Raw genomic sequence first — 22,206 nt, forward strand, 5'->3', positions numbered from 1 at the left:
GGCTGACCGTCCGCCCCCGTGCCCTCGCCACAGCCCCGGACGGTCGGCCGAGCGGGGCCGTGGTGCCGTACCGCGTGTGCCGGGTCAGGTGGTGGCGCTGGTGCGCAGGCGTTCCGCGTACTCCCACAGCGCGCGTTCCCGGTCGGGGTCGTAGGACTCCTCGGAGGAGCGCACGGCGCGGGTGCGGTCGATGTACGACCCGGTGGGCGCGGTGACCTTGCCGAGGATGACGTCGGCGAGTTTGCGGCCGGCGGCGGGCGCGGAGTCCAGCAGCGGCGTGGCGGCCAGCGGCCGGGTGACGTACCGCATGAAAATCCGTGCGAGACCGCCGTCGCGGGACAGGCCTGTTCCGGGCACGAGAGCGGGGTTGTGGGCGACGATGTCCAGGCCGCCGGGCAGGCGCCGGGCCCATTCGTGTACGAGGTAGATCGCGGCGAGCTTGCTGGTCGCGTAGGCACTGCGGCCCGCGCTGGAGGCCCCTGGCCTCGGGAACGCGCCGGGCCGCGCGAGGACGTCCGGGTCGGCCCAGCGCAGCTTGAACAGGCCGCCACCGTGCTTCAGATCACCGAAGTGGGCGTCACTGACGGTGATGACGATGCGGGCGGGGGCCGCGAGGCTCGGCGCGAGTTCGGCGACGAGCAGGTGGTTCGCGAGCACGTTCACGGCGAACGTGGTCTCGTAGCCGTCGGCCGTGGACCGCCGGGCGTCGCCGAAGCTGACACCGGCGTTGCCGGCGATGCCACCGAGCGGAGGCAGATCGCCTTTTTCCAGTCGCCGCCGGACCGTCTCGACCGCGGCCCGGATGCTCGCCATGCTCGCCAGGTCGGTTTCCACGAGGGTGACGTCGGAGCGTATGGCCCTCAGTTCCTTCAGCGTCGCGTGTCCCGTCGCACCGCGGGCCAGCATCACCAGATGCAGCTGTGGGTCGCGCCGCAGCAGTTCACCGGCGGCCTCCCGGCCGATTCCACTGGTGGCTCCGGTCATGAGCAGCGTGTACATGATCGTTCCGTTCGGGCCGGGTGTACGCCGGGCCGGGACCGCAGGCCCCGGCCCGATTTCAGTTGACAGCGATAACAGAATGAGTGCTTTCTGTGGACGGTGTCAACCGTAGTGTCCGCTCGCCTACGATACGAGGGTGACGACGCGTGCGGAGACAGCAGCTGCGACCAGGCGCGCCCTGCTGCGTACGGCTACGGCCCTGCTGGACGAGGGTGGTGTCGACGCGGTGACGCTGCGCGCCGTGGGCAGTGGCGCCGGCGTCTCCCGTACGGCCGCCTACCGGCACTTCTCCGACAAGGAGGAAATGCTCACGGCGATCAGCCTCGCCGCGTGGGAAGAGCTGGCCGGGCAGATCCACGAGATCGCCGCGCACTCGGTTCTGCCCCCGGCGGACGCCCTGCGGGAGGCGATCGGCGTGCCCGTCGCCCTCGCCCGGAACCGGCCGAACCTCTACCGGCTCATGCTGACCCGCGCCCCCTTCGGCCCCACCGTCACCTCCTCCGATGTCGAGCCGCGCCCGCCGGACGTCCTCCTCACCCTGGTGGGCCGGGTGGTCCCCCCGGACCGCGCCCGGCCCTTCGCCGGACTTCTCCTGGCGGCGGTGCACGGTATCGCCGACCTCGAACTCAACGGCTACCTCGACACCGAGGAGTGGAACGCCGACGGTGACCAGCTCATCGAGCTGCTCATCCGGACGCTGCCCACGCGTTGATCCCCCCGCCCGCCGAACGGAACCGGGATCCGGCCGGGCGGTCCCCGTCTACGGCGGCGGCGCGTCGCGGAAGCGGCGGCGGTCGCGGGCCGGGAGGGCCGGGGCGTCGGCGAGGCGGACCACCGCGCCGTCGCGCCCCGCGACCACCGGGCCCGCCGCCCGTACCGCCTTCGCCCGGTACTGCGCCGCGTCCGCCAGCCGGAAGAGCCGGCGCCCCGAACTCACCTCGCCGATCGGGTCGCCCGTCGAGGCGAGCCCGCACGCCACCCCCTCGCCCAGCTCCAGCTCCGCCGCCCGCGTACACAGCTCGGCGGCGACCGCGATCACCTCGTCGGCGGTCGGACCCACCGCCAGCAGGCAGAACTCGTCCCCGCCGAGCCGTGCCGACAGCGCGCCGGGCAGCCGCGCCCCACAGAGGGAGAGGAGTGAGGCGAACCGTTCCAGCAGACGGTCGCCGACCGCGTGCCCGAGCGTGTCGTTGACCTGCTTCAGGCCGTTGAGGTCACAGACGACGAGGCTGACGACGGCCCCGTCCGCCTGGTACGCCGCGATCGCCTGGTCGAGCCGCGCGTCCACCGCGCGCCGGTTCGCCAGCCCCGTCAGGGGGTCGGTGAAGGCGAGGCGCCGTACCTCTTCGAGCCGCTGCGTCTGGGCGAGCCCCGCCGCCACCACCGATGCGATGACGGTCGCGAAGTCCGCGTCGTCGGCGTCGAACACCGGCGCGCCCAGCGGCCGGGCCACGTACAGCTCGCCCCACGCCCGGCCGTGCAGCACGATCGGCGCCACCACGCAGCACCCCCGGCCGCGCCGGCGCAGCGCCGCCACGCGCTGGTGGCAGTAGCCGGGCGGTCCGAAGGTCCGGGTCCCGCCGCCGACCGGGACCTCCGCGGAGCCCGCCGCGGTCTCGACCCAGGCGTTGGGCCCGCCGCCGCCCGCCCAGCGCTCGTGCAGGAACTCCGCGATCTCGGGGAACTGGTGCACGGGGTACGACTCGCCCTCGGGGAACTCCTCCTCCCCCGCGACCCGGTCCCCCGCGTTCACCAGGACCTTGAGCCGCCCCAGGTCCCGCTCCCACACCGACAGCGCCGCGAAGCTCCCCGCCAGCGCCGTCCTGGCGCCCCGCGCCGCCGCCCGCCAGGACTCCCGCGCCGTCGGGGCCGCGGCCATCGCCTGGGACAGTGCCACCATGGCGCGCAGACGCCCATCCACTCCCATCACCCCACCTTAGGGCGCTTTGGGGCGATTTCATCGCCTGCGGCGACGGGGTATCACCCCGCGCCCGGCCGGCCGTCCCGTCCGGCCGTTGTCAGACGCCGGGCCACTGCGGCTTCCGCTTCTCGTTGAACGCCGCCACGCCCTCCGCCCGGTCCCCGGAGAAGGCGACCTCCCGCCAGGCGGCGTCCTCGACCTCCAGGCCGGCCCGCAGGTCGAGCCCGTGCCCGAGCCGCAGCGCGCGCTTCGCGGCCCGCACCCCGACGGGCGAGTTGGCCGCGATACGGTCCGCCAGCGCCAGCGCCTCGTCCCGGTCGGCCCCCTCGTCCACCAGGAGGTCCACCAGCCCGATCCCCGCCGCCTCCGCCGCCGGCACCCGCCGCGCCGTGAAGATCAGCTCCGCGGCACGCGCGGCCCCGACCCGGCGGGGCAGCAGCTGCGTACCGCCGCCCCCGGGGATCACCCCGACCGACACCTCCGGCAGCCCGACCACCGCGGACGGGTCCGCGACGATGAGGTCGCAGGCGAGCGCCAGCTCGAACCCGCCGCCCAGCGCGAAGCCGTGCACCGCGGCCACGACCGGCATCGGCAGCTCCAGCACCCCGGTGTACGCGGCGCGCGCGAGGGGCCGCGTCGCCAGCAGCTCGGCATCGCTCAGCGCGTTCCGCTCCTTGAGGTCCGCACCGACGCAGAAGGCGCGCGGGTGCGTGGAGGTCAGCACCGTGACCCGTACGCTCCGGTCGGCCCCCAGCTCCGTACAGGCGGTGGCCAGCGCGCGGGCCAGCTCGACGGAGACCGCGTTCATGGCCTTCGGCCGGTCGAGCACCAGCTCGGCGACATGGCCGCCCGCGCCGTGCCGCCGTACGGCGACGGACTCCCCGAACCTCTGCTCGCTCCCGGCCACGCGGCATCCTCCCGGTCACTGGTCAACCGCCAGTGGTCAACCGCCAGTGGTCAACCGCCAGTGGTCAACCGTCAGTGGTCAACGGCCATCCGTTAACGACGGTTCACCGGGAGCGATCCTAAGTGGCGCGCCGTCCCAGGTGCCAGGGCTCCACCACACCCAGACCGCGCACCGGCCGCTGCCACATCGGCTGGAGCCCGAAGCGGTAGGCCGGCGGCACCTCGCCCTCCTTCTCGGCCCGCGCCGCGGCCTCCGCCGCCTGCGTCTCCGAGGCCGGGGCGTCTCCCGTACGGATCAGCTCCTCCGCGAACGCGCCGTCCACCAGAACGGTGTCCTTGGGCGCTATGGACGTCAGCCGGCTCGCGAGGTTCACCGTCGTGCCGAAGACGTCGCCCATCCGCGTGGTGACCGTGCCGAACGCGATGCCGACCCGCAGCGCCGGCATCGTCTCGTCGTGCGTCATGGTCTCTATGAGCCGCAGCGCGATCTCCGCGGCCGTACCGGCGTCGTCCGCCGCGTACAGCACCTCGTCGCCGAGGGTCTTGATCAGCCGGCCGCCGTGCGCGGCCACGAGGTCGGCGGAGGTCGTCTCGAACGCCTCGACCAGCTCGCCCAGCTCCTCCTCCTCCAGCCGCCGGGTCAGCCGGGTGAACCCGACGAGGTCCGCGAAGCCCACGGCGAGCCGCCGGTCGACCATCTCGTCGTCGTCCGCCGCCTGCACCACGCGCCCGGTCGCCGCGGCGAGCTGCCGCCGCCACACGTAGACGAGGAACTCCTCCAGCTCCGGCAGGAGCAGCTCGATCAGGGGGTACGTGACCTCGGTGCGGGTCATCCCCGGCTCCGGCGGCTCCGTCAGCCCCTCCAGGAAGGAATCGATCTGCCACTCCGCCAACCGGGCGGTGGTCTGCCCCGTCGACCGGGCGACCTGGATGGCCATCGGCTCGCTCAGCAGCCCCGCCTCGACGAGACCGGAGAGCCGCCGCAGCGCCAGCACGTCCGCCTCGGTGAGCGCCTTGGCCTGGCCGATGTCGGCGAAGCCCATGGCGCGCCAGAAGCGGGAGGCGAGATCCATCGAGACCCCGGCCGTGCGGGCCGCCTGGAAGGGCGTGTAGCGGCGCTCCGCCCCGAGGATGAGCTGTTCGAGACGGATCGCGAGGGGGTCGTCGGTCGGCTCCGCCGTGTGATCGACGACATGGTGCGGGTTCGGGTGGCCCGAGGAGCCCGGCGGCGGAGTCTCCGCGCCGGAAGCCGAATCATCGACGGTCACCAGCCGCCTCCTGCCCGTTCCCTGCGCACTGCCCTGCCGATCTGTCGTGGACCGCCTCAACGATACGGCAGATGTGCGCTGTCTCACGTCCCTGGGTGGTATGAGACGGTCCGTCCTGAGGTACGGGCGGGCGCGTGCGGGGCACGCCGTACGGCCACCGACCGCCCTCGTGCCACAACCCGGCCGCGGAATCACCTTGGGTGCCCCTGGACCATGCCCCGCGTACGTGCAATCCCTACGTCCCGCGTCCGTGCGCGCTCCCGGCCCGGGTACGGGTGCCTCCCGGCCCGGGTACGGGTGCCTCCCGGGCCTCCGCGTACGCGAGGATTCCGCGCCCCGCGTACGCGGGGGTCTACGCCCCGCGTACGTGCACGATGTCGCCCGCGCCGACCGGATGCCGTCCGCCGTCGTCCGTCTCGACCACCAGCCGGCCGTCGCCGTCCACCGCCACCGCCTCGCCCACCAGCTCACGGCCGCCGGGCAGCTCCGCCCTGACCCGCCGTCCCAGCGTGGCGCAGCCCGCCGCGTACGTCTCCTGGAGCCGGGAGGCGACCGGGTCGCCGCCGGCCTCCCGCCACAGCCCGTACCACCGCTCCAGGGAGCGCAGTACGGCGCGCAGAAGCGTCTCCCGGTCGAGAGAGACCGCGTTCGCCAGGGCCAGCGATCCCGCCGTCGGTACGGGGAGTTCGTCGGCGCGCAGCGAGACGTTGAGGCCGACGCCCACCACGACCGCGTCGGCACCGGCGCGCTCCGCGAGGATGCCGCCCGCCTTGCGCTCCTCGCCGTCCACCGTCACCAGCAGGTCGTTCGGCCATTTGAGGGAGGTGTCCACGCCCGCCGCCCTGGCCAGCCCCGTCGCGACGGCCACCCCGGTCAGCAACGGCAGCCAGCCGAGCCGCTCGGCCGGGACCCCGGGGCCCGGCCTGAGCAGGACGGAGAAGAAGATCCCCGAGCGTGCCGGCGCCGACCAGCGCCGGTCGAGCCGGCCGCGCCCGGCGGTCTGCTCCTCGGCGACGAGCACCGCGCCCTCCGCCGCGCCGGCCGCGGCCCGCGCGGCCAGATCGGTGTTGGTGGACCCGGTCGCCTCGACCACGTCGAGCGAGGTCCACAGCCCGCCCGGCAGGATCAGGCCGCGGCGCAGCGCCCGTGGGCCGAGCGGGGGGCGTTCGAGGTCGGACCAGCGGCCGGCGGGGTGACCGCCGGGAGGGTTATGGGGCTCCGTCATGCAAGCCACCCTAGGTGTGGCAAACGCCGCACTGCCGAACGGTATCCGCGCCGATACGCTACGGATCAGTAGCGCCCGCTCCGTCCCACCCGTAAATCCCGCACACCCCGCATCCTCCGTATCCGCCGCATCCTCCGTCCCTCCCCACCCCCCGCACCCCGATTCACACCCGTGACCCGCAGGGAGCCGCATCCCGATGTCCGAAACGGAAATCGCCCAGGGAACCACCGCCGGAAGCAACGCAGGAACCACCGCCGGAAGCACCACAGGAACGAGCGCGGGAAGCAGCGCGCACACCACCGCGGGCAAGCTCGCGGATCTCCGGCGCCGTATCGACGAAGCCACGCACGCCGGCTCCGCGCGCGCCGTGGAGAAGCAGCACGCCAAGGGGAAACTGACCGCGCGCGAGCGGGTCGGTCTCCTGCTGGACGAGGGGTCCTTCGTCGAACTGGACGAGTTCGCCAGGCACCGCTCGACCAACTTCGGCATCGAGGCGAACCGCCCGTACGGGGACGGTGTCGTCACCGGCTACGGCACGGTCGACGGCCGTCCCGTCTGCGTCTACTCGCAGGACTTCACCATCTTCGGCGGCTCGCTCGGCGAGGTGTACGGCGAGAAGATCGTGAAGGTCATGGACTTCGCGATGAAGACCGGCTGCCCGATCATCGGCATCAACGACGGCGGCGGCGCCCGCATCCAGGAGGGCGTGGTCGCGCTCGGCCTGTTCGCCGAGATCTTCCGGCGCAATGTGCACGCCTCGGGTGTCGTGCCGCAGATCAGCCTGATCGTCGGCCCGTGCGCGGGCGGCGCGGTCTACTCCCCCGCGATCACCGACTTCACGGTGATGGTCGACCGGACGTCGCACATGTTCATCACGGGGCCCGACGTCATCAAGACGGTGACGGGCGAGGACGTCGGCTTCGAGGAGCTGGGCGGCGCCCGTACGCACAACACGACCTCCGGCGTCGCGCACCACATGGCGGGCGACGAGAAGGACGCCATCGAGTACGTCAAGTCCCTGCTCTCGTACCTCCCGTCGAACAACCTCTCCGAGCCGCCCGCCTTCCCCGAGGAGGCCGAGCTGACGACGACGGACGAGGACCGCGACCTGGACACGCTGATCCCGGACTCCGCGAACCAGCCGTACGACATGCACACCGCGATCGAACGGGTGCTGGACGACGGCGAGTTCCTGGAGACGCAGGCGCTCTTCGCGCCCAACATCATCACGGGCTTCGGCCGGGTCGAGGGCTTCCCGGTCGGGATCGTCGCCAACCAGCCGCTGCAGTTCGCGGGGTGCCTGGACATCAACGCCTCGGAGAAGGCGGCGCGGTTCGTCCGGACGTGCGACGCGTTCAACGTGCCGGTGCTGACGTTCGTGGACGTCCCCGGCTTCCTGCCGGGCGTCGACCAGGAGTACGGCGGCATCATCCGGCGCGGCGCCAAACTGATCTACGCGTACGCCGAGGCCACGGTCCCGCTGATCACGGTGATCACCCGCAAGGCGTTCGGCGGCGCGTACGACGTGATGGGCTCCAAGCACCTGGGCGCCGACCTCAACCTCGCCTGGCCGACGGCGCAGATCGCCGTGATGGGCGCGCAGGGCGCGGTGAACATCCTGCACCGCCGCACGATCGCCGCCGCGGGCGACGACACGGAGCAGGAGACGCGGCGCGCCGAGCTGATCCAGGAGTACGAGGACGCCCTGCTCAACCCGTACGTCGCGGCCGAACGCGGCTACGTCGACGCGGTGATCATGCCGTCGGACACCCGGGCGCACGTCGTGAAGGGGCTGCGCCAGCTCCGTACGAAGCGCGCGAGCCTGCCGCCGAAGAAGCACGGCAACATCCCGCTCTAGGACGTGTCTTCGACCGGAAGGGAGAGTGACGATGATCAAAGTCGTACGGGGCAACCCGACCCGCGAGGAGCTGGCCGCCGCGCTCGCGGTGGTCCAGGCCCGCGCCGCGGCCCTGGCGGCCCCTCCGCCCGGCGCGCCGGGCGCGGCCGAACCCCCCGCCGAGTGGTCCGCCCCGACCCGTATCGCGCGCGGCCGGGTGCTGCGGCCCGGCCCGCGGGCGTGGGCCAGGACGTACTGGCCGGGCTGAGCCGGGTGGGCGGGGTGAGCGTGGCGGGGCCCGGGTGAAGCCGGGGTGAAGTGAGGGGGCGCCTGAGTACACGTACTCAGGCGCCGGGCGCCCGGCGGCCGGAGTATCGAGTTCATGTTGTGGTCCGATCCCGAGAACAGGCCGCCCGAGGAACTGCGCGAGACGCAGTCCATGATGCGCCGGGCGGGGGTCCTGCTCGCCCTGGCGATGGTGCTGGCGATGCTCGTACTCGGCCTGCACTGACCGGCCTCCACCGACCGGCCTGCACCGTGCGGCCGGCCTCCACCGACCGGCCTCCACCGTCCGGCCGTCCGGCCGACCGGGCCCCGTGACCGGCCTGCGCCGGGCGGCCCGTACCGGGACCTGGGCGGACCGGCCGACGCCCGCCCCGGTGCGCTCCGTACCATGACCGGCATGACCGTTCAGCGACGCCGGCTCGTCCTCGCCTCCGCCTCCCCCGCCCGGCTCGGCCTGCTCCGGCAGGCCGGACTCGCGCCCGAGGTGATCGTCAGCGGCGTCGACGAGGACGCGCTCTCCGCCCCGACCCCCGCCGAGCTGGCGCTCGTCCTCGCCGAGGCCAAGGCGACCACCGTGGCCGCGCTCCCCGAGGTCGCCGGGGCGCTGGTCGTCGGCTGCGACTCTGTACTCGAACTCGACGGCGAGGCGCTCGGCAAGCCCGCCGACGCGGAGGAGGCCACCTCCCGCTGGAAGTCGATGCGCGGCCGTACGGGGATCCTCAGGACCGGCCACTGCGTGATCGACACCGCGACCGGCCGCCGGGCCGGCGAGACCGCGTCGACGACGGTCCACTTCGGCACCCCGAGCGACGCCGAGATCGCCGCGTACGTCGCCTCCGGTGAACCCCTGCACGTCGCCGGGGCGTTCACGCTCGACGGCCGCTCGGCCCCCTTCGTCGACTCGATCGAGGGCAGCCACGGCAATGTCGTCGGCCTGTCGCTGCCGCTGCTGCGGACGCTGCTGCTGGAGCACGGCGTGACGATCACCGACCTGTGGGCCTGAGCCCCGCCCTCCCCATGGGAGACCGCTGAGGATCCCCGGGCCCGGGAACCCTGGCGTCAGGCGCGCGCCCGCTCGTCCGACGGAACCTGCCCGGCGGGCGCCTGCTCGCCCGGTGCCTGCCCGCCAGGCGCAGGATCACCAAGCGCCGGAGGGCCAGGCGTCCGCTTCCCGGGCCGGGGCTCGCTCTCGTACGCCACCAGCGCCAGCACCACCAGTCCCATGACCGCCATCATCACCGCGAAGGCCGTCCACCCCACCAGACCGACCGTCAGCGCGCCCAGCACCCCGTGCACCACCGCGCAGCTGATCAGCACGATCCGCCCGAAGCGGCCGGGGGCGCGGTCCCGTACCGCCGTACGCGCCAGGATCCCCGCGCACACCACCAGGTAGAGGCCGAAGACCCCGCCCGTCGCCCAGGTCCCGGCGAACATCGCGGCGGAGTCGACACCGGCCAGCGACATCTGCTGGTTGTCGACCACCATGGCCAGCACGCCGTTGACGAAGACGACGCCGACCGCCTCCGCCACGAGCACGATCGCGGCCAGCCAGGCCATCGGTCTCCGGGCCACGGCCCCCACCCTCTTCCCCTGTTTTCACCTGTTACCAGCAGTACGTTCGCCATCGCGCACGGTACTAACCGGTAAACCCGGGGACAAGGGCCCGAGCCCAGGCAAAGAATCATTCCGCCATTCGTAGGGACTCCACAAAGAATCGTGATCGGCCGAGGGTCAGTCCGACAGAGAGCTGGACCACATCCGAGCGCTACTGTGCGACGGAGGATCGCGGCGTACCGTGGTGCCACAAGGGATTTCGCCCCGTGGGCGAGGATCGGAACACGCTCCGTGCGGTGCGGGCCACCAGCGCGGACAGTTCGGCGGCGCGTGTCGGCAGTCCCTAAACTCAGCTTGTTTCAAGGAGGGAGCCATCGTGCGCAAGGTGCTCATCGCCAACCGTGGCGAAATCGCTGTCCGCGTTGCCCGTGCCTGCCGGGATGCCGGAATCGCGAGCGTAGCCGTCTACGCCGACCCGGACCGGGACGCGCTGCATGTCCGTGCGGCGGACGAGGCGTTCGCCCTGGGCGGTGACACCCCGGCGGCCAGCTATCTCGACATGGCCAAGGTGCTCCAGGCGGCGAAGGACTCGGGCGCGGACGCGATCCACCCCGGCTACGGCTTCCTGTCCGAGAACGCCGAGTTCGCCCAGGCGGTCCTGGACGCGGGGCTGACCTGGATCGGCCCGCCCCCGCAGGCCATCCGCGACCTGGGCGACAAGGTCGCCGCCCGGCACATCGCGCAGCGCGCGGGCGCCCCGCTGGTGGCCGGCACCCCGGACCCGGTCTCCGGCTCCGCCGAGGTCGTCGCCTTCGCCGAGCAGCACGGACTCCCCATCGCCATCAAGGCGGCCTTCGGCGGCGGCGGGCGTGGCCTCAAGGTCGCCCGTACGCTCGAAGAGGTCCCGGAGCTGTACGACTCCGCGGTCCGCGAGGCCGTCGCCGCCTTCGGCCGCGGCGAGTGCTTCGTCGAGCGCTACCTCGACAGGCCCCGGCACGTCGAGACGCAGTGCCTGGCCGACTCGCACGGCAACGTGGTCGTCGTGTCGACGCGTGACTGCTCGCTCCAGCGCCGCCACCAGAAGCTGGTGGAGGAGGCGCCCGCGCCGTTCCTGACCCCCGAGCAGAACGCCGAGCTGTACGCGGCGTCCAAGGCGATCCTCAAGGAGGCCGGATACGTCGGCGCCGGGACCGTCGAGTTCCTGGTCGGCACCGACGGCACCATCTCCTTCCTGGAGGTCAACACCCGGCTCCAGGTGGAGCACCCGGTGACCGAGGAGGTCACCGGACTCGACCTCGTACGCGAGATGTTCCGTATCGCGGACGGCGAGGAGCTGGGCTACGACGACCCGCCGGTGCGCGGCCACTCCTTCGAGTTCCGGATCAACGGCGAGGACCCGGGCCGCGGCTTCCTGCCCGCCCCCGGTACGGTCACCACCTTCGCGGCGCCGTCGGGCCCCGGTGTCCGGCTGGACGCGGGCGTCGAGTCCGGCTCCGTGATCGGCCCGGCCTGGGACTCCCTGCTCGCCAAGCTGATCGTCACCGGCGCCACCCGTGAGCAGGCGCTCCAGCGCGCGGCGCGCGCCCTGGACGAGTTCACCGTCGAGGGCATGGCCACGGCGCTGACCTTCCACCGCAAGGTGGTCGCCGACCCGGCGTTCACCGCGGACCCGTTCAGGATCCACACCCGTTGGATCGAGACCGAGTTCGTCAACGACATCCCGCCCTTCGCCGCCCCGGCCGGCCCGGAGACCGACGACGAGCCGGGCCGCGAGACCGTGGTGGTCGAGGTCGGCGGCAAGCGCCTCGAAGTCTCCCTGCCGGTCAGCCTGGGCATGTCCCTGGCCCGTACGGGGCTGGCCGCGGGCGCCAAGCCCAAGCGGCGCGCGGCGAAGAAGTCCTCGGCTGCGGCGTCCGGCGACACGCTCGCCTCCCCCATGCAGGGCACCATCGTCAAGGTGGCCGTCGAGGAGGGCCAGGAGGTCAAGGAGGGCGATCTGGTCGTCGTCCTGGAGGCCATGAAGATGGAGCAGCCCCTGAACGCCCACCGCTCGGGCACCGTCAAGGGCCTCGCGGCCCAGGTCGGCGCCTCGCTCACCTCCGGCGCGGTCATCTGCGAGATCAAGGACTGACGCCACCCCGCGCGGCGCTCCCGCCCCGCGCCCCCGCTCGGCGTCCTCGGAGGCCCCGCCCGATCCGCGATCCCGGTCCACCACCGGATCCGGGGTCCGGGCGGGGCCTCCGCCGTAGACTCACGGGGGAGACGGTGGGAGACAGGAGGTCCGCGCGATGGCGAGGAGTACGGCCCAGGCGCCGCCACGGCCCATGCGCGCCGACGCGCGCCGCAACTACGAGCGGCTGCTCGGCGAGGCCCGCGCCAGCTTCGCGGAGCACGGTACGGACACCTCCCTGGAGGACATCGCGCGGCGCGCGGGCGTGGGGATCGGCACGCTGTACCGGCACTTCCCCAACCGGCACGCGCTGCTGAACGCGGTCTTCCAGGAAGCGCTTGCCGACCTGCTCCAGCGCTCCCGTGACCTCGCGGAGTCGGCGAGTCCGTGCCGCGCGCTGACGGAATGGCTGCGCGCCGTCATCACTCATGCGGGTGAGTATCAGGGGCTCTCGCGGGCGCTCATGTCGGCGTCCAACGACGAGAGTTCGGCGCTGTCGGAGTGCAGCGGCCCGATGCGCGAGGCGGGCGCGCGCCTGCTGGCGCGGGCCCAGGAGTCGGGGGACGTACGGTCGGACGTCTCGATCCGGGACCTGCTGCAGCTCACGAACGCGATCGCGCTGGCGGCGGAGCAGTCCCCGGACGACCCGAGACTGGCGGACCGGCTGCTGATGCTGACCTTGACGGGCCTCAGGGCTCAGACTCCGCAGGGCGGCTGCGCGCCGTAGCCGCGAAGGCCGCACCGCGCACCGCACGTCGCGGCCGGAAGCGGCTCGACGTAGCCGCGAAGATGTCGTGGGGGCAGCACGTGGCCGTGGAGCGGCCCGGGGGGCGCGCCAGCACGCCCCGTACGCCCCCGCACGTACGCGTTGCCGGAGGTCGGCTGCGTACGCCGGCGGTGCTACCGGCGCCGCAGATCCGCGACCCGTGCCCGCTCCCCCGTCTCCTGCGCACCCAACGGACTCCCCGCGCCCCGGAGTTGCCCCCCGGGCCCGCCAGGACCGCCGGGTCCCGCCCCGGGCCCCGGCCCCGCCCCATGCGTACGGCGCTGCCCCGGCAGGGGGACGTCACGGCGGGTCCGGCCGCCCGGCGGCAGCCCATCGCCGCCGACGCCGCCACCACCGGCCCCGTCCGTGCCACCGGCTCCCGCGCCGGTCGCCGTCGCCGTACCGGCCACCGAGACCCGTACGCCCTGGTCGGCCAGTGCCTGGAGCTCCGCCCCCGCGCGGTCGGCGTGCGCGGGCGGCTCGTCTGTCACCAGCCGGCTGATGAGGTCGGTGGGCACCGTCTGGAACATCGTGTCGGTGCCCAGCTTCGTGTGGTCGGCCAGCACCACGATCTCCGCCGCGGCCTGCACCAGCGCGCGGTCGACGCTCGACGAGAGCATGTTGGACGTGGAGAGCCCGCGCTCGGCGGTCAGCCCGCTCCCGGAGAGGAACGCGCGGGTGACCCGCAGCCCCTGGAGCGACTGCTCGGCCCCGCTGCCGACCAGCGCGTAGTTCGAACCGCGCAGTGTGCCGCCGGTCATGACGACTTCGACGCGGTTGGCGTGCGCGAGGGCCTGCGCGACCAGCAGTGAGTTGGTGACAACGGTCAGACCGGGGATCCGCGCGAGCCGGCGGGCCAGCTCCTGCGTGGTCGTACCGGCACCGACGACGATGGCCTCGCCTTCTTCGACGAAGCTCGCGGCGAGGTCGGCGATGGCGGTCTTCTCCGCCGTTGCGAGATGGGACTTTTGCGGAAAGCCGGATTCTCGCGTGAATCCACCCGGCAGTACCGCACCGCCGTGCCGGCGGTCGAGGAGTCCTTCGGCCTCCAGCGCCCGCACGTCCCGCCGTACGGTCACTTCGGAGGTCTGGACGACGCGGGCGAGCTCACGGAGCGACACGGCCCCGTTGGCGCGCACCATTTCGAGGATCAATTGGCGACGTTCTGCAGCGAACACGAAACTGACAGTAACCCCAATGACCGTCTGCTTTCAGCAGTTTGCGCCGAATAACAGAAGTTGTGCACGAACGAACGTGCCTGATGGTATAGAGGCCTCATGCCCGCTCGGGCACGCTCCGAAGCCCGCAGAAAGGGCTTACGGGCAGCACGCGGGCCCCAACGGGCCCCACGGCACCGGAGTGACGCGTGGGACCGCGGAGGGAACAGCGGGAGCGGACCGGCTCAGCTCTCCTCGGCCGACTTCCGCGTGTGCAACTGCCTCGCCACCTCGGCGATCGATCCCGAGAGCGACGGGTAGACCGTGAACGCGTTCGCGATCTGCTCGACGGTCAGGTTGTTGTCGACGGCGAGCGCGATGGGGTGGATCAGCTCACTCGCGCGCGGCGCGACGACCACGCCGCCCACCACGATCCCCGTGCCGGGACGGGCGAATATCTTGACGAAGCCGTCCCTGATGCCCTGCATCTTCGCGCGGGGGTTGCGCAGCAGCGGCAGCTTGACGACGCGCGCGTCGATCCTGCCGCCGTCTATGTCCGCCTGGCTGTAGCCGACGGTGGCGATCTCCGGGTCGGTGAAGACGTTCGAGGAGACGGTCTTGAGGTTGAGCGGAGCGACCGCGTCGCCCAGGAAGTGGTACATCGCGATCCGGCCCTGCATGGCCGCGACCGACGCGAGCGCGAAGATCCCGGTGACGTCACCGGCCGCGTAGACGCCGGGCGCGGAGGTACGGGAGACGCGGTCGGTCTTGATGTGGCCCGAGTCCTTGACCAGGACGCCGGCCTCCTCCAGGCCCATGCCCTCGGTGTTCGGGATGGCGCCGACCGCCATCAGACAGTGCGAACCGGTGATGACCCGGCCGTCGGAGAGGGTCACCTCGACGCGGTCGCCGACCCGCTTGGCGGCCTCGGCGCGGGAGCGCGACATGACGTTCATGCCGCGGCGCCGGAAGACGTCCTCCAGCACGGCGGCGGCGTCCGGGTCCTCGCCGGGCAGCACCCGGTCACGGGACGAGACGAGCGTGACCCGGGAGCCGAGCGCCTGGTAGGCACCGGCGAACTCGGCGCCGGTGACGCCGGAGCCGACCACGATCAGTTCCTCGGGCAGCTCGTCGAGGTCGTACACCTGCGTCCAGTTGAGGATCCGCTCGCCGTCCGGCTGCGCGTCCGGGATCTCGCGCGGGTGGGCGCCGGTGGCGATCAGCACGGCGTCGGCCGTGAGGGACTCCTCCGTGCCGTCCGCCGCGGTCACGACGACCTGGCGCGAGCCGTCCACGGCCTGCCGGCCGGCCAGCCGGCCCCGGCCGCGCATGACCCGGGCGCCCGCCCGGGTGACGGAGGCGGTGATGTCGTGGGACTGGGCGAGCGCGAGCCGCTTCACCCGTCGGTTGACCTTGCCGAGGTCGACGCCGACGACGCGGGCCGCCTTTTCCGACGGGCCCGCGGCGGAGCCGCTGTCGGACTCCGCGTCGGCGACGATGATGCCCAGCTCCTCGTACGAGGAGTCGAAGGTGGTCATCACCTCGGCGGTCGCGATGAGCGTCTTGGACGGCACGCAGTCGGTGAGCACCGACGCGCCGCCGAGTCCGTCGCAGTCGACGACGGTCACCTCGGCGCCGAGCTGGGCGCCGACCAGCGCCGCCTCGTATCCGCCGGGTCCGCCACCGATGATCACGATCCGGGTCACGAAAAAGTCCGCCTCGCGTTGTCAACCCGGCCCGTCTGCCACCCCGGCCGGGGTTCCGGGGGTGTCCCCGGGGGATGCAGTACGTACTCCATTGTCCCGCACGCTTCAAGTAGCTTCGCCCCGGGTCCCTCCATCCGGGCACCGCCCCCGCGGAACGGCCCGCTCCTCCACTCCCCCATCCTCCTGGCCTCCCCCTTCCCCTCCCCCTCGCCTCCCCCTTCCTCTCCCCGCTCGGGCCGGTGCACCGGCGGCCACGCCCCCACCTCCCGTACCCTCAATCCCATGTCGCTCTACGCCGCGTACGCCGGCAACCTCGACGCGCGGCTGATGACCCGCCGCGCCCCGCACTCCCCGCTGCGCGGCACCGGCTGGCTCAACGGCTGGCGGCTCACCTTCGGCGGGGAGCAGATGGGCTGGGAGGGCGCGCTCGCCACGATCGTGGAGGCGCCCCGGTCACAGGTCTTCGTCGCGCTGTACGACCTGGCGCCGATGGACGAGGACTCCATGGACCGCTGGGAGGGCGTGGGGCTCGACATCTACCGGCGGATGCGCGTACGGGTGCACACCCTGGACGGCGAGGAGCCGACCTGGCTGTACGTCCTGAACGGGTACGAGGGCGGGCTGCCCTCGGCGCGCTACCTGGGCGAGCTGGCCGACGCGGCGGAGTCGGCGGGGGCCCCGCACGACTACGTGATGGAGCTGCGCAAGCGCCCGTGCTGACGGCACGCTCCGCGGGGCAGACCCGCGGGCACCGGGGACCCGGACGGGGCGGCGCATCTGCCCCGCGGGACAGATCTACGGGGCAGATCCGGCCAACCTCACCCCCGCACCTGCCCTGAAAGAGCCCCGAATCCCCCTTCGCCCGGCCCTTTCGTCTCCTTTCGCCGGAAACGGCAACACAACGATCCGGAGACCGTGCTCAATACATCTACGCGCGTAGGGCATGACCGGCTACCCTCATCCGCGTGAACGCATCTGTTATCCCGGCCAACGCCGAAGGACCCGCCGACCCTCTTGCCACCGCCGACGCCGCCGCCGCCCGGCTGCGCGAGCTGACCGGTGCCGAGACCCATGACGTCGCTCTGGTGATGGGTTCCGGCTGGGCACCGGCCGTCGAAGCGCTCGGCGCTCCCGAGGCGGAGTTCCCCGTGACCGAGCTGCCCGGCTTCCCGCCGCCGGCCGTCCCGGGCCACGGCGGCCGGATCCGCTCGTACCGGATCGCCGAGAAGCGCGCCCTGGTCTTCCTCGGCCGTACGCACTACTACGAGGGCCGCGGCGTCGCCTCCGTCGCGCACGGGGTCCGTACGGCCGTCGCCGCGGGCTGCAAGACGGTCGTCCTGACCAACGGCTGCGGCGGTCTGCGTGAGGGCATGCGCCCCGGCCAGCCCGTGCTGATCAGCGACCACATCAACCTGACGGCCGTCTCCCCGATCGTCGGCGCGAACTTCGTGGACCTGACGGACCTGTACTCGCCGCGGCTGCGCGCGCTGTGCAAGGAGATCGACCCGGAGCTGGAGGAGGGGGTGTACGTCCAGTTCACCGGCCCCCACTACGAGACCCCCGCCGAGATCAACATGGTCCGCACGATGGGCGGCGACCTCGTCGGCATGTCCACCGTCCTGGAGGCCATCGCGGCCCGCGAGGCGGGCGCCGAGGTCCTCGGCATCTCCCTGGTCACCAACCTGGCGGCGGGCATCTCCGGCGCTCCCCTCAACCACGAGGAGGTCCTCCAGGCGGGCCGCGACTCGGCCACCCAGATGGGCGCGCTGCTGGCACAGGTACTGGACCGCGTCTGACGCCCACCCCGGGCCGCCCGGAGTTCCACCTCTCACCTCTCGCGTGAGCATCCCCGTCCCGCACGTCCCCGCCTCCCACCGCCGTCGCCACTCGCCACCACCACGCAGGAGCTGGCCCATGCACCAGAACGCGCCCCAGGACCCCGCGCGGCAGGACCCCGCGCACCAGGACCTCCTCGTCCGCGCCAAGATCTGGCAGGCCGAGGACCCCGACGGCGAGACCCGGGCGGAGCTGGGCGAACTCATCAAGGGCGCCGACGCCGGGGATCTCGACGCCCTGGCGGAACGGTTCGCGGGGACGCTCCAGTTCGGTACGGCCGGGCTCCGCGGCGAACTGGGCGCCGGGCCGATGCGGATGAACCGCGCCGTGGTCATCCGCGCCGCGGCCGGCCTCGCCGCGTATCTGACGGCGCGGGGGGACGGGGACGGCCTGGTGGTCGTCGGGTACGACGCCCGCTACAAGTCAGCCGACTTCGCCCGGGACACCGTGGCCGTGATGACCGGCGCGGGGCTGCGCGCCGCCCTGCTGCCCCGGCCGCTGCCCACACCCGTGCTGGCCTTCGCCGTACGGCACCTCGGCGCCGTCGCCGGAGTGGAGGTCACCGCGAGCCACAACCCGCCCAGGGACAACGGCTACAAGGTCTACCTCGGCGGCGACTCGGGTGGCTCACAGATCGTGCCGCCCGCCGACACGGAGATCGCCGCCCGGATCGCCGCGGTCGGCGCGCTGGACACGGTGGCCCGCCCGGAGTCCGGCTGGGACGTCCTCGGCGACGAGATCCTGGCCGCGTATCTGGCCCGTACGGACGCGGTCCTCACTCCCGGTTCCCCGCGCACCGCGCGCACCGTCCACACGGCGCTGCACGGCGTCGGTACGGAGACGCTCCTGGCGGCCTTCGCCCGCGCCGGCTTCCCCGCGCCCGTCCCCGTACCGGAGCAGGCCGAGCCCGATCCGGCCTTCCCGACGGTCGCGTTCCCGAACCCGGAGGAGCCGGGGGCGATGGACCTGGCCTTCGCGACCGCGCGCCGGGTCCGGCCCGACCTGATCATCGCCAACGACCCGGACGCGGACCGCTGCGCCGTGGCCGTCCCCGACGCGACGGCCGAGGCGGGGTGGCTGATGCTGAGCGGCGACGAGGTCGGCGCGCTGCTCGCCGCACACCTCGTCGCGAAGGGCGCGACGGGCACGTTCGCCGCGTCGATCGTCTCGTCCTCCCTCCTCGGCCGGATCGCCGCGGCGGCGGGGCTGGGGTACGAGGAGACGCTGACCGGCTTCAAGTGGATCGCACGCGCCGAGGGGCTGCGGTACGGGTACGAGGAGGCGCTCGGCTACTGCGTCGACCCCGACGGCGTACGGGACAAGGACGGCATCACGGCGGCGCTGCTGGTGGCCGAACTGGCCTCGGAGCTGAAGGAGTCGGGCCGTACCCTCACGGACCTGCTGGACGACCTGGCCGTCACCCACGGCCTGCACGCCACGGACCAGCTCTCCGTCCGCGTCCAGGACCTGTCGCTGATCGCCGACGCCATGCGCCGGCTGCGCGAGCACCCGCCGGCCGGGCTGGCGGGCCTGCGCGTCACCACCACCGAGGACCTGTCCGCCGGCACGGACACGCTCCCGCCGACGGACGGCCTGCGCTACCACCTGGACGGCGCGTACCGGGCGCGCGTCATCGTCCGCCCGAGCGGCACGGAACCCAAGCTCAAGTGCTACCTGGAGGCGGTGATCCCGGTCGCCGACGCGCCGGCGCTGCCGATGGCCCGTACGACGGCGGCGGAACTGCTGGCGGCCCTGAAGCGGGAGCTGGCGGAGGCGGCGGGCATCTGACGCGATGGCGCTGTGCCCCGCCGAGGCGCTCAGACTCGCGTCAGATAGCTGAAGCCCGTGTCGGGGCCCACGCACGACTGGAGGGTGAGGTCGCCCCAGTACAGTCCGGCGGCGGGGGTGCCGCGGCCCGGGGAGATGTAGGTGGCGTAGACCTGGTAGGTCCGGGTCCCGCGAGGCGTCTCGATGGTGACCTCGCTGCCCACGGGGAGGGTGGCGAAGCGGTCGAAGCCGCAGAAGTCGTGGCCGACGAGCACGATGGTGCGCATCTGGTAGCCGTTCTCCGCGCCGAAGTCCGGCCCGGCCCACTGGACCGCGTTCCGGCACGCGTCGACCTCCTCCTGACCGCCCCGGGCGATGGGCGCGGACCAGGAACCGATACGGATCGTGGGCACGGAGCCCTTCCCGGGGCCCTTCCCGGAGCCCTTCCCGGAGCCCTTCCCGGGGCCCTTCCCGGGGCCCGGCCGGACGCCGGTGGCGGGGGGCTTCCGTGCGGCGGAGGGGCCGGTGGTACGGGAGAGGTCCGGGCCGGGGGCGGTACGGGCGGCGTCCCCGGGCGCGGGGCCCGCCGGCTTCATCGACGGCTCCTGACCGGCGGTCTGTTCCGTGGGCCTCCCCGGGCCGGGCCGCCCCGGGGAAGCGGCGGGCTCCGTCGGATCCGGGAGATCCGTGGGGCCGGGCCGCCGGGGTGAGGGCCGTTCCGGTTCCGGCGCGCCGGGGACCTTCGTCGGGGGCGCCGGCCTGGGCAGGGCCGACGCGGAGGCGGTGTCCTCGTACGGCGTCGGGCCCGGCCCCGTACCCGCCTCCGCACCCGTGACCGGGCCCGCGTGCGCTCCGGTGCCGGGCGCCGTTCCGCACGCCGTGAGGACGGCGAGGACCGACGCCAGCGCGCCGGTCACCAGCCGGCAGCGGGCCCGGGTACGGGTACCGGTACGCGTCCGGGGCCGGGCCCCGGGCGTCCGCCCACGCCTCACCCGAACCTGCCGTTGACGTAGTCGGCCGTCCTCGTGTCCTGGGGCGCGTTGAACATCGCGTCGGTGTCCCCGTGCTCGACGATCACGCCCGGTGTGCCCTGCTCGGCGAGGAAGAAGGCGCAGGAGTCGGAGACCCGGGCCGCCTGCTGCATGTTGTGCGTGACGATGACGATCGTGACCTCCGTCCTCAGTTCGGCGATGGTCTCCTCGACGCGCCGCGTCGACGTCGGGTCGAGCGCCGAGCACGGCTCGTCCATCAGCAGGACCCGGGGCCGTACGGCGAGCGAGCGCGCGATGCACAGCCGCTGCTGCTGGCCGCCGGAGAGCGCGCCTCCGGGCTGGCGCAGCCTGTCCTTGACCTCACGCCACAGACCTGCCTTGGTGAGGCACTCCTCGACCAGGTCGTCCTTGCCGTCCCGGTTCGCCTTGATGCCGTTGAGTCTGAGCCCGGCCAGGACATTGTCGTAGAGGGACATGGCGGGAAACGGGTTGGGCTTCTGGAAGACCATGCCGATCTGCCGGCGCGCGTGGGTGATACGCCGCCCGCGGTCGTAGATGTCCGCCCCGTCGAGGGTCACGCGCCCGGCGAGAGCGGCGGACGGGATCAACTCGTGCATCCGGTTGAGGATGCGCAGGAAGGTCGACTTGCCGCACCCCGAGGGGCCGATCAGAGCCGTGACCCGCTGCGCGGGCATGGTCAGCGAGACCCGGTCGAGCACCTTGTGGTCACCGAACCACGCGGAGACGCCGTCGGCCAGGAGCGTGGCGGCGCCGCCGCGGCCCATGGCGGCGGGCAGCGCGACGGTGTCGGCGGGATCGGTCGGCGAAGTGGCCATAACGGCTGCAACTCCTGTTCCTTCATAGCAGGTTGGGCAGAAGACGAGTGGCGGCACCGGAGACGGACAGCCCCAGGACCAGCAGTACGGGCACGGCGCAGATCCAGGTCTGCCAGCGGCCCCAGACGCGGGCGGCCCAGGCGGCGAGCAGCGCGGCCAGGAACAGGCCCTGGGTCCAGAGGAAAACGGCGAGCCAGGCGCCGCCGTCCCCCTGCAGCGTCTCCTCCGCCGAGCCGATCCAGCCGGCCCGAATCGTGCGCGGCGGGCTGGGCTGTACGGGGGTGGTCAGTTCGGCGTCGACCCGCAGCACCCCGGACGGTGTGTACGGGGGACCGACGGCGGTGATCAGGGTGAGCCGCCCCTGGCTCCGGGCGTCGCCCGGCGCGGGCAGTTCGTCGCCGGCCCGCCGGACACCGGTGACCCGGTACTCCGCCTTGCCCTGACCGGTCGTCACCGTGATGGTGGCGCCGCCGGGGATGCGGTCGAGGGCGGTGAAGGGACCCCCGTACGCCCACTGCCTGCCCATGATCACCGAGGTGCCGGCCTGGCCGGGCAGCACGGTGTCGCGGCGGTGGCCGGGGCCCGACATCAGGACGCCGGAGGTGGTGCCCTCGCCGACGACCTCGTGGACGCCGAGCGCCGGGATGTCCAGCAGGGCGACGGGCGCGCCCGGCGGGAGCCGCTTTCCGTCCCCGCCGAGCTGCCCCACCGGGGCGGTTCCCTCGGCGAGTTGCTCGCGCAGGGCGTCGTAGGCGGTCTGCTGGTCCCGCGCGTGCTTGAGGTGCCCGACGACGGTGAGGTCGGCGGCGAAGCCGAGCAGAACGGCGGCGAGCACGCAGAGCGCGGCCCCGGCCAGGGCCACACCGGGGCGGCCCGGCGCGATCGCGCTGCGGCCCAGGCTGACATTGCCGATGAAGGTGGCCGCGCTGACGACCAGCGCGAGCAGGGCGAAGAGCTGCCCCTTGTCGGGCTTGCGCAGCC

General features: G+C 73.2%; 21 protein-coding genes. 10 read left to right on the forward strand and 11 right to left on the reverse strand.

Annotated elements, in window-relative coordinates:
* Positions 1 to 84 precede the first annotated feature (84 nt).
* Positions 85 to 999, reverse strand: a complete 915-nt coding sequence (locus ACFXKG_RS39990; RefSeq protein ID WP_384850150.1) for an SDR family NAD(P)-dependent oxidoreductase — start codon at positions 997 to 999, stop codon at positions 85 to 87.
* Between the two features lie 136 nt (positions 1,000 to 1,135).
* Between ACFXKG_RS39990 and ACFXKG_RS39995 the strand changes: the two genes are divergently transcribed.
* Entirely contained in the window at positions 1,136 to 1,711 is a 576-nt protein-coding gene (locus tag ACFXKG_RS39995; RefSeq protein ID WP_384850153.1) for a TetR/AcrR family transcriptional regulator, read from the forward strand.
* A 48-nt stretch (positions 1,712 to 1,759) separates the two neighbouring features.
* Here ACFXKG_RS39995 and ACFXKG_RS40000 read toward each other — a convergent pair whose 3' ends face one another.
* From ACFXKG_RS40000 to ACFXKG_RS40015, 4 genes are all read right to left on the reverse strand, one after another.
* Entirely contained in the window at positions 1,760 to 2,929 is a 1,170-nt protein-coding gene (locus tag ACFXKG_RS40000; RefSeq protein WP_384850156.1) for a diguanylate cyclase domain-containing protein, read from the reverse strand.
* Between the two features lie 88 nt (positions 2,930 to 3,017).
* On the reverse strand, positions 3,018 to 3,827 hold the full coding sequence (locus tag ACFXKG_RS40005; RefSeq protein WP_384850159.1) for an enoyl-CoA hydratase/isomerase family protein: 810 nt from the start codon (positions 3,825 to 3,827) through the stop codon (positions 3,018 to 3,020).
* A 118-nt stretch (positions 3,828 to 3,945) separates the two neighbouring features.
* Positions 3,946 to 5,094 (reverse strand): adenylate/guanylate cyclase domain-containing protein, encoded by a 1,149-nt coding sequence (locus ACFXKG_RS40010; protein WP_384850162.1) that lies wholly within the window; start codon positions 5,092 to 5,094, stop codon positions 3,946 to 3,948.
* Positions 5,095 to 5,446: 352 nt separating this feature from the next.
* Positions 5,447 to 6,319 carry a biotin--[acetyl-CoA-carboxylase] ligase gene (locus ACFXKG_RS40015; RefSeq protein WP_384850165.1) on the reverse strand — a complete coding sequence of 291 codons (873 nt, stop codon included), beginning with the start codon at positions 6,317 to 6,319 and terminating at the stop codon, positions 5,447 to 5,449.
* Positions 6,320 to 6,650: 331 nt separating this feature from the next.
* Here ACFXKG_RS40015 and ACFXKG_RS40020 point away from each other — a divergent pair, with 331 nt between their 5' ends.
* From ACFXKG_RS40020 to ACFXKG_RS40035, 4 genes are all read left to right on the forward strand, one after another.
* Positions 6,651 to 8,177, forward strand: coding sequence for an acyl-CoA carboxylase subunit beta (locus ACFXKG_RS40020; protein ID WP_384850197.1), 1,527 nt, complete (start codon positions 6,651 to 6,653; stop codon positions 8,175 to 8,177).
* Between the two features lie 31 nt (positions 8,178 to 8,208).
* Positions 8,209 to 8,424 (forward strand): acyl-CoA carboxylase epsilon subunit, encoded by a 216-nt coding sequence (locus tag ACFXKG_RS40025; RefSeq protein WP_384850168.1) that lies wholly within the window; start codon positions 8,209 to 8,211, stop codon positions 8,422 to 8,424.
* A 114-nt stretch (positions 8,425 to 8,538) separates the two neighbouring features.
* On the forward strand, positions 8,539 to 8,667 hold the full coding sequence (gene mmpB, locus ACFXKG_RS40030) for a morphogenic membrane protein MmpB (RefSeq protein ID WP_365807743.1): 129 nt from the start codon (positions 8,539 to 8,541) through the stop codon (positions 8,665 to 8,667).
* Positions 8,668 to 8,829: 162 nt separating this feature from the next.
* Positions 8,830 to 9,444, forward strand: coding sequence for a Maf family protein (locus ACFXKG_RS40035; protein WP_384850171.1), 615 nt, complete (start codon positions 8,830 to 8,832; stop codon positions 9,442 to 9,444).
* Between the two features lie 56 nt (positions 9,445 to 9,500).
* Here ACFXKG_RS40035 and ACFXKG_RS40040 read toward each other — a convergent pair whose 3' ends face one another.
* The gene (locus ACFXKG_RS40040) at positions 9,501 to 10,022 is read right to left on the reverse strand and encodes a hypothetical protein (RefSeq protein ID WP_384850174.1); all 522 of its coding nucleotides are present in this window, start codon (positions 10,020 to 10,022) and stop codon (positions 9,501 to 9,503) included.
* 349 nt (positions 10,023 to 10,371) lie between these two features.
* On the opposite strand from ACFXKG_RS40040, the gene ACFXKG_RS40045 reads away from it, so the two are divergent.
* Together ACFXKG_RS40045 and ACFXKG_RS40050 are read left to right on the forward strand one after the other, a co-directional pair.
* Positions 10,372 to 12,126, forward strand: a complete 1,755-nt coding sequence (locus ACFXKG_RS40045; protein WP_384850176.1) for an acetyl/propionyl/methylcrotonyl-CoA carboxylase subunit alpha — start codon at positions 10,372 to 10,374, stop codon at positions 12,124 to 12,126.
* Between the two features lie 157 nt (positions 12,127 to 12,283).
* Entirely contained in the window at positions 12,284 to 12,892 is a 609-nt protein-coding gene (locus ACFXKG_RS40050) for a TetR/AcrR family transcriptional regulator (protein ID WP_384850179.1), read from the forward strand.
* A 173-nt stretch (positions 12,893 to 13,065) separates the two neighbouring features.
* On the opposite strand, the gene ACFXKG_RS40055 is transcribed toward ACFXKG_RS40050, so the two are convergent.
* The gene (locus tag ACFXKG_RS40055) at positions 13,066 to 14,073 is read right to left on the reverse strand and encodes a DeoR/GlpR family DNA-binding transcription regulator (protein WP_384850200.1); all 1,008 of its coding nucleotides are present in this window, start codon (positions 14,071 to 14,073) and stop codon (positions 13,066 to 13,068) included.
* 260 nt (positions 14,074 to 14,333) lie between these two features.
* On the reverse strand, positions 14,334 to 15,794 hold the full coding sequence (locus ACFXKG_RS40060; RefSeq protein WP_384850182.1) for an NAD(P)H-quinone dehydrogenase: 1,461 nt from the start codon (positions 15,792 to 15,794) through the stop codon (positions 14,334 to 14,336).
* Positions 15,795 to 16,076: 282 nt separating this feature from the next.
* Here ACFXKG_RS40060 and ACFXKG_RS40065 point away from each other — a divergent pair, with 282 nt between their 5' ends.
* From ACFXKG_RS40065 to ACFXKG_RS40075, 3 genes are all read left to right on the forward strand, one after another.
* On the forward strand, positions 16,077 to 16,514 hold the full coding sequence (locus tag ACFXKG_RS40065) for a gamma-glutamylcyclotransferase (protein ID WP_329828899.1): 438 nt from the start codon (positions 16,077 to 16,079) through the stop codon (positions 16,512 to 16,514).
* A 245-nt stretch (positions 16,515 to 16,759) separates the two neighbouring features.
* A complete protein-coding gene (locus tag ACFXKG_RS40070) occupies positions 16,760 to 17,590 on the forward strand; it encodes a purine-nucleoside phosphorylase (RefSeq protein WP_384850185.1) in 831 nt (276 codons plus the stop codon).
* Positions 17,591 to 17,708: 118 nt separating this feature from the next.
* The gene (locus tag ACFXKG_RS40075) at positions 17,709 to 19,418 is read left to right on the forward strand and encodes a phospho-sugar mutase (protein ID WP_384850188.1); all 1,710 of its coding nucleotides are present in this window, start codon (positions 17,709 to 17,711) and stop codon (positions 19,416 to 19,418) included.
* Between the two features lie 29 nt (positions 19,419 to 19,447).
* Here the strand turns inward: ACFXKG_RS40075 and ACFXKG_RS40080 are convergent, their stop codons facing one another.
* The 3 genes from ACFXKG_RS40080 to ACFXKG_RS40090 form a co-directional block, all read right to left on the reverse strand.
* Entirely contained in the window at positions 19,448 to 20,314 is an 867-nt protein-coding gene (locus tag ACFXKG_RS40080; protein WP_384850191.1) for a hypothetical protein, read from the reverse strand.
* Positions 20,315 to 20,385: 71 nt separating this feature from the next.
* On the reverse strand, positions 20,386 to 21,174 hold the full coding sequence (locus tag ACFXKG_RS40085; RefSeq protein ID WP_384850203.1) for a phosphate ABC transporter ATP-binding protein: 789 nt from the start codon (positions 21,172 to 21,174) through the stop codon (positions 20,386 to 20,388).
* A gap of 73 nt (positions 21,175 to 21,247) precedes the next feature.
* Positions 21,248 to 22,206, reverse strand: a 959-nt coding sequence (locus ACFXKG_RS40090) for a sortase (protein WP_384850194.1), incomplete at its 5' end; no start/stop codon positions are given.

This window comes from Streptomyces sp. NPDC059255 (genome assembly GCF_042752355.1).
In the GTDB taxonomy this organism is placed as follows: Bacteria; Actinomycetota; Actinomycetes; order Streptomycetales; family Streptomycetaceae; genus Streptomyces.